12 protein-coding genes are annotated in these 14485 nt (G+C 69.9%); 9 read left to right on the top strand and 3 right to left on the bottom strand.

Features of this window, described 5'->3' with window-relative positions:
• Positions 1-14: 14 nt before the first annotated feature.
• The 4 genes from dpgA (at position 15) to IEZ11_RS45310 (ending at position 4488) form a co-directional block, all read left to right on the top strand.
• On the top strand, positions 15-1157 hold the full coding sequence (dpgA, locus tag IEZ11_RS45325) for a 3,5-dihydroxyphenylacetyl-CoA synthase DpgA (protein WP_189268965.1): 1143 nt from the start codon (positions 15-17) through the stop codon (positions 1155-1157).
• A 5-nt stretch (positions 1158-1162) separates the two neighbouring features.
• On the top strand, positions 1163-1807 hold the full coding sequence (gene dpgB, locus IEZ11_RS45320) for an enoyl-CoA-hydratase DpgB (protein WP_229713756.1): 645 nt from the start codon (positions 1163-1165) through the stop codon (positions 1805-1807).
• Positions 1804-3042, top strand: a complete 1239-nt coding sequence (gene dpgC / locus IEZ11_RS45315) for a (3,5-dihydroxyphenyl)acetyl-CoA 1,2-dioxygenase DpgC (RefSeq protein WP_308426595.1) — start codon at positions 1804-1806, stop codon at positions 3040-3042. The genes dpgB and dpgC overlap by 4 nt, the downstream gene beginning before the upstream one ends.
• A 72-nt stretch (positions 3043-3114) precedes the next feature.
• Positions 3115-4488: a sulfotransferase gene (locus IEZ11_RS45310; RefSeq protein WP_189268925.1), complete on the top strand. Its 1374-nt coding sequence runs from the start codon at positions 3115-3117 to the stop codon at positions 4486-4488.
• A gap of 7 nt (positions 4489-4495) precedes the next feature.
• On the opposite strand, the gene IEZ11_RS45305 is transcribed toward IEZ11_RS45310, so the two are convergent.
• Complete coding sequence (locus IEZ11_RS45305; RefSeq protein WP_189268924.1) at positions 4496-5680, bottom strand: sulfotransferase domain-containing protein; 1185 nt, start codon at positions 5678-5680, stop codon at positions 4496-4498.
• Between the two features lie 203 nt (positions 5681-5883).
• Here IEZ11_RS45305 and hppD point away from each other — a divergent pair, with 203 nt between their 5' ends.
• Complete coding sequence (hppD, locus tag IEZ11_RS45300; RefSeq protein ID WP_189268923.1) at positions 5884-6960, top strand: 4-hydroxyphenylpyruvate dioxygenase; 1077 nt, start codon at positions 5884-5886, stop codon at positions 6958-6960.
• Positions 6961-7028: 68 nt separating this feature from the next.
• Positions 7029-8540: a tryptophan 7-halogenase gene (locus tag IEZ11_RS45295; RefSeq protein WP_189268922.1), complete on the top strand. Its 1512-nt coding sequence runs from the start codon at positions 7029-7031 to the stop codon at positions 8538-8540.
• A 12-nt stretch (positions 8541-8552) separates the two neighbouring features.
• On the opposite strand, the gene IEZ11_RS45290 is transcribed toward IEZ11_RS45295, so the two are convergent.
• On the bottom strand, positions 8553-10445 hold the full coding sequence (locus tag IEZ11_RS45290; RefSeq protein ID WP_189268921.1) for an ABC transporter ATP-binding protein: 1893 nt from the start codon (positions 10443-10445) through the stop codon (positions 8553-8555).
• A gap of 330 nt (positions 10446-10775) precedes the next feature.
• Between IEZ11_RS45290 and IEZ11_RS45285 the strand changes: the two genes are divergently transcribed.
• A complete protein-coding gene (locus tag IEZ11_RS45285; RefSeq protein WP_229713755.1) occupies positions 10776-12098 on the top strand; it encodes an aminotransferase-like domain-containing protein in 1323 nt (440 codons plus the stop codon).
• Between the two features lie 32 nt (positions 12099-12130).
• Here the strand turns inward: IEZ11_RS45285 and IEZ11_RS45280 are convergent, their stop codons facing one another.
• Positions 12131-12790 (bottom strand): aspartyl/asparaginyl beta-hydroxylase domain-containing protein, encoded by a 660-nt coding sequence (locus IEZ11_RS45280; RefSeq protein ID WP_229713754.1) that lies wholly within the window; start codon positions 12788-12790, stop codon positions 12131-12133.
• Positions 12791-13368: 578 nt separating this feature from the next.
• On the opposite strand from IEZ11_RS45280, the gene IEZ11_RS45275 reads away from it, so the two are divergent.
• Complete coding sequence (locus IEZ11_RS45275; RefSeq protein ID WP_189268919.1) at positions 13369-14202, top strand: alpha/beta fold hydrolase; 834 nt, start codon at positions 13369-13371, stop codon at positions 14200-14202.
• Between the two features lie 57 nt (positions 14203-14259).
• Positions 14260-14478, top strand: coding sequence for an MbtH family protein (locus IEZ11_RS45270; RefSeq protein WP_189268918.1), 219 nt, complete (start codon positions 14260-14262; stop codon positions 14476-14478).
• Positions 14479-14485 lie beyond the last annotated feature (7 nt).

The raw sequence follows: 14485 nt of genomic DNA, 5'->3' as shown, positions 1-14485 counted from the left end.
CGGTGACCATCGACATGCGGCCAGAGGTATTGCCGAAACCGGTCCGAGCGGGGTCCGCCGGGACTCTCCGGGCGAGAATCGTCGGCGTGGGAACGGCGGTTCCGCCGCTCTCCTACTCGCAGCAGGAGGTGCTGGACCTCTTCGGCATCACCGACCCCAAGGCACGGGGAGTGTTCCTCAACAGCTCGATCGAGCGGCGGCATCTGGTGCTGCCCCCCACAGGTGCCGACGGCCGCCCCGTCGGCGAACCACAGGGAGACCTGCTCGACAAGCACAGGACCCACGCCGTCGCATCGGGCATCCGCGCACTGGAGGGCTGCCTGAAGCGGGCCGGCGCGAGCCTGTCCGACCTCAAGCACCTGTGCTGCGTCACCTCGACGGGATTCCTCACCCCGGGCCTCAGCGCACTGATCATCCGCGAGCTGGGCATCGACCGGCACTGCAGCCGGTCCGACATCGTCGGGATGGGCTGCAACGCCGGGCTGAACGCCCTGAACCTGGTATCCGGCTGGTCCGTGGCCAACCCCGGTGACCTGGCCGTCGTGCTGTGCTCCGAAGCCTGCTCGGCCGCCTACGCCATGGACACCACGATGCGGACCGCCGTGGTGAACAGCCTGTTCGGCGACGGAGCCGCGGCCGTCGCGCTGGTCGCCGACGACAACGCCCCGGGCACGGGACCGGAGGCCCCGGACGGACCGGGCAGCCCCTGCGGCGTCGGCCCCCGCATCCTGCGGTTCGCCAGCTGCATCATCCCCGAGGCCGTGGACGCCATGCGCTACGACTGGGACCGGGACCTCAACAGGTTCAGCTTCTACCTAGATCCGCAGATCCCCTACGTCGTCGGCGCACACGCCGAGACCGTCGTCGACCGGCTGCTGGCCGGCACCGGTCTGCTCCGCGGCGACATCGGCCACTGGCTGGTGCACTCGGGCGGCAAGAAGGTCATCGACGCCGTCGTCGTCAACCTCGGCCTGAGCCGCCACGATGTACGGCACACCACCGGCGTCCTGCGCGACTACGGGAACGTCTCCAGCGGATCGTTCCTGTTCTCCTACGAACGCCTGCTGAACGAGCAGGTCACCACCCAGGGCGACTACGGGGTGCTGATGACCATGGGACCCGGTTCCACGCTGGAGACGGCGCTGGTCCAATGGTGAGCGCCATGCGGTTCGGCCTGGAGATCGACGGGTCCCGGCAGCTGACACCCTCCCTGGTCCACGCGGTCGAAGCGGCCTGCGCCGAGGCCGAACGCGAGGGATTCCTCGCCGTGTCGGTCACCGCCGTACCGGACGACACGCACGCCTACGCCGACGTCGCCCTGGTCAGCAAGTGGGAACGGGCGCTGCGACGGCTCGAACGGCTGCCCGCGACCACCGTGTCGGTCGCCTCCGGCGCCGTCGGCGGCATCGCGCTCGACACGCTCCTCGCCACGGACTACCGCATCGCGACCCCCGACACCCGGCTGGAGCTCGCACCGAGCGGCGGCGCCGCCTGGCCCGGCATGGCGCTGTACCGGCTCGTCCAGCAGGCCGGCCTCGCACCGATCCGGCGGACGGTCCTGCTCGGGCACCCGCTGACCGCGACGAAGGCGACGGAGCTGGGACTCGTGGACGAGATCACCGGCGCGCCGGCCGCGGCACTGGCCGCCGCGGCGGCCGCGGCCGGGCTTCGCTCCGGCCGTGAACTGGCGATCAGACGACAGCTCATGCGCGACGCCGCGACCGTCAGTTTCGAGGAGGCGCTCGGCGCCCACCTGGCCGCATGCGACCGGATGCTCCGCCAGGCCGCCTCGGGAGCGGGCCGGTGACGACGGAGACCTCCGAGGCACCGGCGACGGACCTCAGCCGCGACCTGGCCCGGCTCACCGACGCGCGCTCCACGACCGCGGACCGGGTCAGGAGGCTGCGGGTCACGGTCATGGACCGGCACGCCGACGAGATCTACGACCGGCTCACCGACGGCCGGTCGGCACGCCCGAGGATCGCGGAACTGGTGACCGCGGCGGCCGACGCCTTCCCGGCGCTGGTGCCGCCGCCGGGCCCCGCCGAGCCACCGGCCGACCGGGCCGCCCGCGAGATCGACCAGGGCATCTTCCTGCGCGGCGTGCTGCGTTCGCCGGTCGCCGGCCGGCATCTGCTGACGTCGATGCTCCAGCCCACCGAACGCGCGCTGCGGCTGCTCCCGGAGTTCCGCGGCACCGGGGTCCTGCAGACCGAGTCGGTCCGGCTGGAGCGCCGCGCCGGCGTGGCACACCTGACCATGTGCCGGGACGACTGCCTGAACGCCGAGGACAACCGCCAGGTCGACGACATGGAGACGGCCGTCGACCTGGCCCTGCTCGATCCCGACGTGCAGGTCGGCGTGGTGCGCGGCGGGACGATGACCCACCCCCGCTACCGGGGCCGGCGTGTCTTCAGCGCGGGCATCAACCTCAAGGCGCTGCACGCCGGGCGGATCTCGCTCGTCGACTTCCTCCTGCGGCGTGAACTCGGGTACATCAGCAAGCTCGTCAGAGGGGTGCTCGTCGAACGGGAGGACTCCTGGCGGTCGGCGACGGTCGAGAAGCCGTGGGTCGCCGCCGTCGACACGTTCGCCATCGGCGGCGGCTGTCAGCTGCTGCTGGTCTTCGACCATGTGATCGCCGGTGCGGACGCCTACGTCAGCCTGCCCGCCGCCCAGGAGGGGATCATCCCGGGGGTGTCCAACCTGCGGCTCGGCCGGGTCGCAGGAGCGCGCCTGGCCCGCCAGGTCGTCCTTGGCGGACGGCGGATCCGGGCGACGGAACCGGACGCGCGCCTGCTGATCGACGAGGTCGTGGAGCCCGACGCGGTCGACGCGGCCGTCGAGCGGGCCGCCGACGCGCTGCGCGCCCCGGCGGTGGTGCCGAACCGCAGCATGCTGAACCTGGCGGAGGAACCGCTGGATGTGTTCCGCGCCTACGTGGCCGAGTTCGCGCTGCAACAGGCCGTACGGCTGCACGCGGCGGACGTGGGCGACAAGGCCGCCCGGTTCAGCGCGGCAGTGCCCGCGACCCCTCCGTGAGCCGCCCGCGAACAGGGCCGACCGGGCAGCCGAGCCATCAACCCACAACGCGCGACACACTGGAGGTGTGCGGTGAGGAGCCGTCAGCCCGACCCGGCAGCAACCGACGCAGGACACGGCCCGCACGATCCCGTCATCGCCGTCGCCCGCCGGCGGCTCGACGAGCTGAGCACGGTACGGTCCCCGGTCGACGGCTTCCGGACCGCGGTCAAGGACCTGGTGGTCGTCGCGTCCCCGTTCAGGGGCGGGACGACGCTGCTGACCGAACTCCTGCGGGGCGCCCCGGACCTGCTCCACTTCCAGGCCGAGATGCAGCCCGTCCTGCGGATAGCGGGATGGACGTACCCGGACAACGGGGCGGACTCCGAGCGGATCGCCGGACTCACCGGTGACGTCCCGTTCCTCGAACGGGAGCTGGGCAGCGACGTCGGCAACCCGGTGGGCGACTGGGACGACATCGACTGGTCGCGCTACGCCCAGGACGTCCTCTGGCGCTGGATCGTGCAGTGGCCCGCGCTGCCGCTGACCCTGGCGGAGGTCGAGGACATGCTGGCCAAGGCCCTCGGCGACCAGGAGGCCGACGGACCCGGCCGGGGCGGCGATCCGGCGCGGTCGGTCGGCCTGGCGCTGCTGAAGATGCTGGCGGCCCGCTACCAGGAGGTGAATCCCCACTACGCCGACGTCTCGGCGGCCGAGATCGCCGGTATCCTCCCGGACCTGCCGCGGCCGTACGGCCCGCACGGCGACACCGTCATCGAGTTCGCCCCCCTCGCCGTCCCGAAGCCCTGGCGGCGGGCGAGTCCGCAGGACGTGGCGAGCAGGACGGTCGTCACCAAGACACCGGTCAACGTCTACAAGATGGACGCCCTGCGCGCGTTCTTCCCCGAGGCCCGCATCCGGGTCATCCATCTCACCCGCAACCCGGGCGCCGCGATCAGCAGTTACCGCGAGGCGTGGCTGTCGCCCTGGTTCTTCAACGCGCGGGTGAACACACCGCTGGACATCGCCGGATACACCGAGCCGGACCGCCCGTGGAGCCGTGACTGGTGGAAGCTCGACTTCCCGCCGCGATGGCAGGACCTCACCCGGGCCACGCTGGAGGAGGTCTCCGCCGCGCAGTGGTGTGCCTCGCACACGGCGATCTTCGAGTTCCTCGCCCGGAACAAGGACATCGACGTCCTGCGGCTCACCTACGAGGACCTGATCGGCACCGAGTCGGAGCGGACCCGGGCGATCGACGACCTGGCGGACTGGCTCGGCACGGACCGCTCGCACTTCCTGGGGCCGGCGGTCCGGGGCCTGACCCCCATGAACGCGATCACCCTGCCCAGGCGCGCGAAGTGGTACCGCAACCACGAGGTGCTGCGGCCCGTGCTGAACAGCGAGGCCGTGCTGTCGCTGGCCGCCGAGATGGGCTACCCGCCGGACATGACGACCTGGCCGTGACCCCCGCTCACCGGCGGTGGAGCCATTCCAGGAGGTCGGGGGGCGCCAGCGTGGCCGCGCGCGCCCGGTACCTCGCCAGTTCACCGTCGGTCAGCAGGACCGCGCCGGATCCGGACCCGCCCCGCCGGAAGAACGCCGTGTTGTTCCTGGCCGGGCCCAGGGGCTGCAGCCGGTTCGCGGCGGCACGCATCCGCTCGAACGACGCGGCCGCCACCAGGTCCGCCCAGCCGGTGCCCCCGGTGGTCATGCCGAGGTGCTGTCCCAGGCGGGTCATCTCCCCGGACAGGTCGGCCGAGAGGTCCTCGTAGTGGAAGAGGAGGACCCCTTCGGCACGACGGGACCAGGCGTCCGACCAGTGCCACATCATGCCCGGCAGCGAGGACGGCTGCCCCTCGCGCGCTGAGTCGTCCTCGATCCACCGGGCCAGCCACTTCCGCGCCGCCGCCTGGTCCTGCCCGGGACGCGGCCCCCCGGGCCCCGTGACCCCGCGGGGCGCGTCGACGTTGTTGAGGCTCTGGTGGTACAGCGAGATCGCGGTGTCCAGCGGGTTCCTGGCGACGACGATCCAGGTGACCTCCGGTGCCCCCGGCGCCATGGCGATGTCGCTCAGCGGCGTATGCGTCTTGATCACCCGCCGGTGCGACTGACCGGCGAGCGCGGCGAACACCTCCTCGCGGGAACACGCCATGTCGTCCAGCCAGGGCGACAGTCGAGGCATCGAGGCCGGGAGGTCCGCGGTCCGCAGGATCAGCAGCGCGCACATCATCTGCATCCAGGTGGTGCCGCTCTTGGCGGGGGTGCTGACGACTATGTCGCCCGCCCTGAAGGGGAAGTCACGCCACCTCCTGGTGCGCAGGAAGTCCCACAGCGAGAGGGCGACGGCGCGGCCGCGATCGGTCAGCTCGATCCGCACCCGGCGGCGGTCGGCCGGGTCGACCCGCAGGTCCAGGTACCCGTGCCGGACCAGACCGTCCACGATCTCGCCGGCCTGCTGGTCGGTGATCCCCAGCACGTGCTTGAGACCGCCGGTCGCGCCGCCCCGGAACGCCATGGCTCCCAGGACGAACGGACCGTGCGGAGGCAGGCCGTCGAAGGCCGCTGCCGAGAGGTGGGTGTCGAGGTCTGGCTGAAGATCGCTCGCTTCCCGGAGCAGGGAGCGGAGCTGCTCATCGCTGATGGCTACAGGAAACACAGCCGCAGGTTATTGACCCGGCGCATTGTCCGTCAATGTCGATACGCCGACGGGACCCCGCCGATATCAACGGCCGGAAAATCCACGCTGTTTCGCGTCACGATCTTCGTTCCCCTGCACCGGGACCGTGAGGTAGCGTGCCACACATCGCCGCATCGAGTAATCACTTCACGCGGATGCGATTCTGATACCGGGGGAATCCCATGGATATTGGTGCGATCGATCATCTCGAGTGCTATGTGGCCGACGCGGAGAGCTCGGCCGATTTCTTCCGCGAAGCGTTCGGCTTCCGAATATACGGTCGCGGCGGCCCGGAGACCGGACTGCCCGGGTGCCGCTCGGTGCTGCTGCGCCAGGGCGGGATCAGCCTCCTCGTGACCTCCGCGCTCGGCGCGGACCATCCGGTCGCCGACTACGTCCGGCGGCACGGTGACGGCGTCGCCGTCATCGCCGTCGTGTCCGACGACGCCCACGCCGCGTTCACCGAGGCCGTGGCACGCGGCGCCGCCGCCGTGGAACCCCCGGTCCGGCTCGGGGACGAGGGAACACGGGTCACGTTCGCCTCGGTGACCGGGTTCGGCGACGTCGCCCAGCGCTTCGTCGAACGCGACGCGGCCGACGGCCCGTTCGCCCCCGGCCGCATCGTCGACGAGACCCCGCGGGACACGGCACCGGGGCTGCTGACAGACATCGACCACATCGCCGTCTGCGTTCCCGCCGGCGAACTCGACCGCACGGTGGACCACTATCGGTCGGTATTCGACTTCACGCAGATATTCGACGAGAGAATCATCGTCGGCGACCAGGCAATGGATTCCAAAGTCGTCCAGAGCGAGTCCGGCGGCCTGACCCTCACGATCCTCGAACCGGACATCACGAAGAAGCCCGGTCAGATCGACGAGTTCGTCCGGCTGCACGACGGCGCCGGCGTACAGCACGTGGCGTTCCGCACCGAGGACATTTCAGCCGCCGTGCGGGAATTCTCGGAACGCGGAGTCCGCTTCCTGTCGACTCCGTCCGGCTACTACGACGTGCTGACCGAGCGGCTCGGCGCCCTCGCGGTACCGGTCGACGAACTGCGCGAGCTGAACATCCTCGCCGACCGCGACCACTGGGGGCTGATGCTCCAGATCTTCACCGCCTCGCGACACCCCCGGCAGACCCTCTTCTACGAGCTCATCGACCGACGGGGCGGACGCACCTTCGGCAGCAACAACATCAAGGCCCTCTACGAGGCGGTCGACCGGCAGCACGCGGCCGGTCGCGAGCCGAGGTACTGAGCGCGGAGCACGCCCGGCCGTGGCCGGGTCCCGGACCGTCCCGCGGCGCCACCGAGCGGAGGATCAGCATGCAGCAGGCGCAGACAGAAGAGACCGACGTCGTCGTGGTGGGAGGCGGCCCGGCCGGCTCCACCCTCGCCGCCCTCGTCGCCCTGCGGGGACACCGGGTGGTGCTCCTGGAGAAGGAGACCTTCCCGCGCTACCAGATCGGCGAGTCCCTGCTGCCGGCCACGGTGCACGGAGTCTGCCGTCTCACCGGCGTCGCCGACGAACTGGCGGCCGCGGGCTTCACCAGGAAGCGCGGCGGGACCTTCCGCTGGGGAACGAACCCGGACCCCTGGACCTTCTCCTTCTCGGTGTCACCGAGGATGGCCGGACCGTCGTCCTACGCCTACCAGGTGGAGCGTTCGAAGTTCGACAAGATCCTGCTGGACCACGCCCGGCGCCTCGGCGTCGACGTCCGGGAGGGCACGGCGGTGGGCCGGGTACTGGACGACGGAGCCCGGGTCAGGGGAGTCGGCTGCACGGACGCGGACGGCACCCGGCGCGAGTTCCTCAGCCGGTACGTGGTCGACGCGTCCGGCAACAGGAGCCAGATCCACGACAGCGCCGGCGGCGACCGGAAGTACTCGGACTTCTTCCGGAACCTCGCCCTCTTCGGCTACTTCACCGGCGGCAAGCGGCTGCCGGAGCCCGACTCCGGGAACATCCTGTCGGCCGCGTTCGGCAGCGGCTGGTTCTGGTACATACCGCTGAGCCCCGAACTGACCAGTGTCGGGGCGGTGGTACGACGTGACATGGCACAGAAGGTCCAGGGAGACCCCGAGAAGGCCCTGCTCGCGCTGATCGACGAATGCCCCCTGATCAAGGAGTACCTGGCGGACGCCCAGCGCGTCACCACCGGCCAGTACGGGCAGTTGAGGGTCCGCAAGGACTACTCCTACCAGGCGACCGCCTACTGGCGGCCCGGCATGGCCCTCATCGGGGACGCCGCGTGCTTCGTGGACCCCGTGTTCTCGTCCGGGGTCCATCTCGCCACCTACAGCGCCCTGCTGGCCGCACGCTCCATCAACAGCGTCCTCGCCGGCACGGTCGACGAGGAGACCGCCTTCAGGGAGTTCGAAGCCCGATACCGCCGGGAGTACAGCGTCTTCTACGAGTTCCTCGTCTCCTTCTACGACATGAACGCCACCGAGGGGTCGTACTTCTGGCAGGCGAAGAAGGTCACCGGCAGTGCCGCGGCCGAGTTCGAGTCGTTCATCGAGCTCGTCGGCGGAGTCGCCTCCGGGGAGAGCGTCCTCACCAGCCGGCGGACCGCCGTGGCGGATCTCCGGTCGAGGTCCGCGGAGTTCTCGGCGGCGGTGGACCAGGTCGCCGCGGGCGGCGACGCCACCATGGTGCCGCTCTTCCGCTCCGAGGTGGTGCGCAACGCGATGCGCGAGGGCGGCCAGGTCCAGAGCCGGGCGATGCTGGGGGAGGACTCCGAGGAGGAGACCCCGCTGTTCCCCGGCGGACTGGTCAGCTCCCCGGACGGGCTGCTCTGGCAGACCCCCGGGGGCGCGGGGACCCGGCAGCGCTAACCCGCCCGCCGGTCACTGCTCCGCCGTCGCCGTCTTCTGCGGGGCGAACTGCGTACGGTAGACCTCCGCGTACAGCCCCTTGGCCGCGAGCAGTTCCTCATGCGTCCCCCGCTCGGCGATCCGGCCCTCGTCGATGACCAGGATCTGGCTGGCCTCGCGGACCGTGGCGAGCCGGTGCGCGATCACGAGCGACGTCCTGCCCTCCAGCGCGGTCGTCAGAGCCCGCTGCACCGCCGCCTCGGACTCCGAGTCCAGATGCGCGGTCGCCTCGTCCAGCACCACCACCGACGGGGACTTCAGCAGCAGCCGTGCCATGGTGATCCGCTGCTTCTCCCCGCCCGAGAGCCGGTAGCCGCGGTCACCCACGACGGTGTCGAGCCCCTCGGGCAGCGCGCAGACCACGTCCCAGACCTGCGCGGCACGACACGCCTCGACGATCTCCCGCTCGGTCGCGCCGGGCCGGGCGTAGGCCAGGTTGGCCCTGATCGTGTCATGGAACAGATGGGCCTCCTGGCTGACCACACCGATCGTCTCCCGCAGCGACTCCAGGGTCACGTCCCGGATGTCGTGGCCGCCGATGCGGACGGTCCCCGAGTCCGGGTCGTACAGCCTGGGCACCAGCCGGGTCACCGTCGTCTTGCCCGACCCGGAACGGCCGACCAGCGCCGTCAGCCGGCCGGCCGGAGCGCGGAAACTCACCCCGTCCAGGACCTTGGTGCGGTCCGTGCGTTCGGGGACCACCGCCGCGACCGACTCCAGGGACGCCAGGGACACCTCGCCCGCGGCCGGATAGCAGAACGACACCCCGTCGAACTCGATCTCCGGCGCGCCGGTGTCCCCTGCGGACCTGACCGGGCGGGCGCCGGGACGCTGCGTGATGAGCGGTTCCAGGTCCAGCACCTCGAAGACCCGGTCGAAGCTCACCAGCGCCGTCAACACGTCCACCTGCATGTTCGACAGCTGGTTGATCGGGCCGAACAGCCGGGACAGCAGCGTGACCAGCGCGACGAGGGTGCCCAGCTGGAACCTCCCGTCGATGACGAGACTGCCCCCGAGCCCGTACATGAGCGCCGTGATCAGCGACGTCAGCAGGCCCATGAGAAGGAAGAAGGAGCGTCCGTACACCGCGTTGACCGTGGCGATGTCACGGACCCGGCCGGCCCGCCTCTCGAAGAGCCCGGACTCGTCGTCCGGCCGCCCGTACAGCTTCACGAGCAGCGCACCGGCGACGTTGAACCGCTCGTTCATCAGGGAGGCGATGTCGGCGTCCAGCTGCATCTGCTCGCGGGCCAGCCGCTGCAGCCGCTTCCCGATCATCCTGCCCGGCAGCAGGAACAGCGGAACCACCACCAGCGCGGCCACCGTCATCTGCCAGGACAGGTAGAACATCGCGGCGAACACCAGAACCAGCGTGAGAATCGTGGACACCGCCTGCGACAGCAGAGACGTCACCGCGAACTGCGCGCCGACGACGTCCGTGTTGAGTCTGCTGACGAGGGACCCGGTCTGCGCCCGGGTGAAGAACGCCAGCGGCTGGCGCTGCACATGCCGGAACACCTGGGTGCGCAGGTCGTAGATGAGGTCCTGGCTGATCCGGGCCGAGCACCGGATCTGGACGTAGAGGACCAGCGCGTCGAGCAGCGCCAGCGCGGCGATCGTCAGCGACAGCGCGACGACGACCGAGAGCCGGCGCGGCACGACACCGTCGTCGATGATCGACCTGAGGATCAGCGGGTTCGTGACTGTGATGACCGCGTCGGACGCCGTCACCAGCATCAGCAGCCCCAGCCGCCACCGATAGGGCTTCGCGTAAGGGATGATCCGTCTGAGCGTGCCGGGCCTGACCTGCTGGCGGGTGACCGAGTCACCGAGGCGCAGCCGAGCCGGCCCCGTGCCTCCAGCCATGGGGGCGCGGACCTCCTTCGTCATCATGTCCCGCGTCCCGCGAAAGCTCGGCCGCAGGCGGACCGGAGGGCGAAATACAGCCGCCCCGTCGTCGGCGATCTGCCTGCCGAGTATCTCCGTTGCGGGTTCGGCTGACAACACGCGCCCGGCCGCCGCCGATTGCGCGGGCGTGGTCACTGGTGAGCCCCGGAGACGCACTGTTAGCATCCCGGAAGCAGCGCACCCCGGAATTGCCGTTCAACCGCCGCAAGGCCGCAGTTGAACGGATTCCGGCAGGCGAGCAGCGGTGTCGGCACGGTGTGCGCGGCCACCGCCACCTGGTGCAGGAGCATGACGTTGACCACTGAGAACCTCCCCGGGACCGTACTCCACAGGGCCGATCTGCACGGCAGTGTCTCGGATCCCACGCTGGACACGATGAATTTCCTCAACGAGATCACCCTGCGCTATCCGCAGGCCATCTCATTTGCTCCGGGCCGCCCGTACGACGGATTCTTCGACACCGGTCAGATATTCCAGCACATTCAGCGTTACCTGGATCATCTCGCGGACACCGGGAATTCCCCGGAGCAGATCCGCGACGCGATGTTCCAGTACGGCCCGACCGCCGGGCGGATCCGTGAACTCATCGCCGAGTCGCTGCGGCGGGACGAATGCATCGACATCGCCCCGGAAGCCGTCGTGGTGACCGTGGGCTGTCAGGAGGCGATGCTCCTGGCCGTCCGGGCGCTCATCGCCGACCGCGACGACGTACTCCTGGTGGCCAGCCCCTGCTACGTCGGGATCACCGGCGTCGCCCGCCTGCTCGACGTCGAACTGGTCCCGGTCGAAGAACAGGAGGACGGCTTCCGCTGCACCGATCTGGAGCAGGTGATCCGGACCCAGTGCGCACGGGGCCGCCGGCCGCGCGCCTTCTACGTGGTGCCCGACCACTCCAATCCGTCCGGCACCACGATGCCGCTGCACACCCGCCACGAACTGCTGGACCTGGCCGACCGGTACGACATCCTCGTGCTGGAGGACAGCCCCTACCGGCTGGTGAGCCGCGGACCGCGGCTGCCGACGCTGAAGGCCCTCGACCGCAGCCGCCGCGTGGTGCACCTGGGCTCCTTCTCGAAGTCGCTGTTCCCCGGCGCCCGTCTCGGCTTCGCCGTCGCGGACCAGCCGGTGACGGACGCCACGGGGCGGACCGGACTGCTGGCGGACGAACTGGCCAAGATCAAGAGCATGGTGACGGTCAACACCTCGCCGCTGAGCCAGGCGGCCGTGGCCGGCATGCTGCTCGCCGGCGGCGGACAGGCCGCCGTGCTCAACGACCGGACGTCGGCCTTCTACCAGGAGGCCATGCAGTCCACCCTCCGCCACCTCGAACGGCGCTTCCCGCCCGACGTCCGCGAAGCCCTGGGCGTGCGGTGGAACGCCCCGAGCGGCGGCTTCTTCCTGACCGTGCGGGTCCCGTTCCGCGCGGACAACGAGGCGCTCGCCCGGTCCGCGCAGGAGTTCGGCGTCATCTGGACACCGATGTCCTACTTCTATCCCGAGGGCGGCGGCGACTTCAGCCTCCGGCTGTCGACGAGCTACCTGACCCCGACCGACATCAGCGACGGCATCCAGCGGCTGGGCGACTACATCGAGCACGAGATCCGGCGCTGACGGACCCCGCCGGCGGACCGGGCGGGCCCGCGCTACGCCTGCCCGGCACGCAGCTGCTCGAACCGCTCCTCCCAGGCCTCCTGGTTCTGCCGGGCACCCTTGATGAAGGGGGACTGGGAGATCGTCCAGATGACGAGCCTGTTGAGGAAGTTGAAGGGGAAGCGAACCGGCCGGACCACGTCCAGGAAGAGCACGACCCGGTCCTCCTCGGTCTCGTTCCACGCCGAGTGCGGGTAGGTGTCGTCGAAGAACATCCCCCCGCCCTCCCGCCAGTGCCGCGTCTCACCGCCGACCTCGATGCCGCAGGAATCGGCGGGCTCGGGAATCTTCAGCGCGAGGTGGTACCGCAGGACGCCGTTGTAGGGGCCGCGATGCTCCGGCAGCCGCTTCCCCGGGCCGAACACCGAGAAGAAGGCGGTGGTCAGACCCGGTATACCGGCGAGTGCCTCGGCGGTCTTCGGACACCTTCGCAGATTGTCCGCGGACGTGAAGCCGTACCCGTGGAAGATGAACGTCTTCCACTGGTCGTCCTGGGACAGCGCCCGCTGCACCGTGGAGATGTCCTGGAAGTTCGGCAGGTCGTCCCGGTAGGACAACACCGTGTCCAGTTCCGCCCGTATCTCCGGCCAGCGCGCCTCGATATCGCGGGCCCACGGGAACTTCTCGCCGGTGATGAAGGGGGTCGTGGGCACGAGAGAGTGCTGACGGTTCTTCCTCTCCGCCCAGTGGACGACTTTTCTGACGTACCTACGGATCATCCGCCCTCTCCTCCACCGGAATTTCCACGCCAATGTCGGGGATTCCTCACCGGTAACGCACACACTCCCGAGACACCTTAGGGACTCGGGACACCGAAGTCAGTTCCCGGGATCCGGAGACGGCACACTGCGACCTCTCGGCAACGGCCGTGCGTCCGCGTACAGTTGCGATCTCAGCCGCGCGACTGATAGGGGGAGCCTCCCCGTTCAACCGATTCCCTGCCGCAGTTGAACACCGTCGCGACGGATGATCAGCGACACCGTATTGCGCCGGCCTGGAGGGCGAGACAGTATTCGTCGGGGCGCATGGTCCTGCTGACAGATCCCTCGACGGTGCACACCGGGAACCGAGGGCCGGCGAATCGAATGCTCACCCAGGGGGAGGAAGACCGGCTCGTGGTCCACGTCATGGCGACCCGTCACAACGACAATTGCTGCCGGCCGGACCGGACGGCCGAGTTCACGACAGGACGCGTCGGAAACGGCGGCACATCAGATCACGGGCAGCGGAAATGGCGCTGAGCGGTGAACCCGTACGCCGGCTGCTGCCCCACGGCATCCGGCTCGCCTACGAGCGGCACGGATCGGGTGAGCCGGTTCTCTTCGTCATGGGCACGGGCGCCGCCGGGCGGGTGTGGACCGTCCACCAGACCCCCGCCGTCGTGAGCGCGGGCTACCAGGCCATCACCTTCGACAACCGCGGAATACCGCCGTCCGACCGCCCGCCGGGCCGGTACTCACTCGCCGACATGGTCCGCGACACCAGAGGCCTGATCGAGGGGCTGGCGCTCGCACCCTGCCGTGTCGTCGGGGTCTCCCTCGGCGCCCTCATCGCACAGGAACTCCTGATCCAAGCGCCGCACCTGGTGCGCTGCGCCGTACTGATGTCGACCAAGGCGCGCTCCGACGCGGCCCGCAGCGCGCACGAGGCCGCCCATCGCGCGCTCGCGGAATCCGGTGTCCAGCTCCCGCCGGAGTACGCCGCGGCCATGTCGGTCTTCCAGATGCTCTCCCCCGCGACCCTCGACGACGAGAACGCGGTCTCGCTCTGGCTGGACGTCTTCCAACTCCCTGACAGCAGCGGGGGCGTGGCCTCCGGACAGACCTGGGCCGGGCTGGCCGGCGCCGACCGGCGCCCGGCACTGCGGAACGTCACGGTCCCCTGCCGGGTCATCGCGTTCTCCGACGACCTCGTCACGCCACCTCTGCTGGGCGCCGAAGTCGCCGAGGCGATTCCGGACTGCGACTTCGTCGAGATAGCGTCCTGCGGCCACCTCGGTTACCTCGAACGCCCCGAAGAAGTCAACGCGGCCATCATCGAGTTCCTGCACAAGAACGACGACTGACCCGGCGAAAGCCCCAAGCGACCGCCCGTACCGCCAGTTATCGGAAAGGAAACGGAAATGACGAACCCGTTCGAGGACCCCGACGCCGACTATCTCGTGCTCGTCAACGACGAGGGCCAGCATTCCCTGTGGCCCACTTTCGTCGACGTACCGGCGGGATGGCAGGTCGTCTTCGGGGAGAAGAGCCGCCAGGAATGCCTTGACTACATCGAGGCGAACTGGCGCGACCTGCGGCCCAAGAGCCTGATCGAAGCCATGGAGAAGAGCCAGTCCTGACACGCTG

Origin of the sequence: Streptomyces fuscichromogenes (assembly GCF_014645815.1) — a bacterium.
Classification (GTDB): domain Bacteria; phylum Actinomycetota; class Actinomycetes; order Streptomycetales; family Streptomycetaceae; genus Streptomyces; species Streptomyces fuscichromogenes.
This window is presented reverse-complemented; position numbering and strand designations above follow the sequence as displayed.

Coding starts and splice junctions, on each gene's coding strand:
- dpgA (WP_189268965.1), top strand. CDS start 15: ATGCGGCCAGAGGTATTGCCGAAACCGGTCCGAGCGGGGTCCGCCGGG.
- dpgB (WP_229713756.1), top strand. CDS start 1,163: ATGCGGTTCGGCCTGGAGATCGACGGGTCCCGGCAGCTGACACCCTCC.
- hppD (WP_189268923.1), top strand. CDS start 5,884: ATGGATATTGGTGCGATCGATCATCTCGAGTGCTATGTGGCCGACGCG.
- IEZ11_RS45295 (WP_189268922.1), top strand. CDS start 7,029: ATGCAGCAGGCGCAGACAGAAGAGACCGACGTCGTCGTGGTGGGAGGC.
- IEZ11_RS45290 (WP_189268921.1), bottom strand. CDS start 10,445: ATGGCTGGAGGCACGGGGCCGGCTCGGCTGCGCCTCGGTGACTCGGTC.
- IEZ11_RS45285 (WP_229713755.1), top strand. CDS start 10,776: ATGACGTTGACCACTGAGAACCTCCCCGGGACCGTACTCCACAGGGCC.
- IEZ11_RS45275 (WP_189268919.1), top strand. CDS start 13,369: ATGGCGCTGAGCGGTGAACCCGTACGCCGGCTGCTGCCCCACGGCATC.
- IEZ11_RS45270 (WP_189268918.1), top strand. CDS start 14,260: ATGACGAACCCGTTCGAGGACCCCGACGCCGACTATCTCGTGCTCGTC.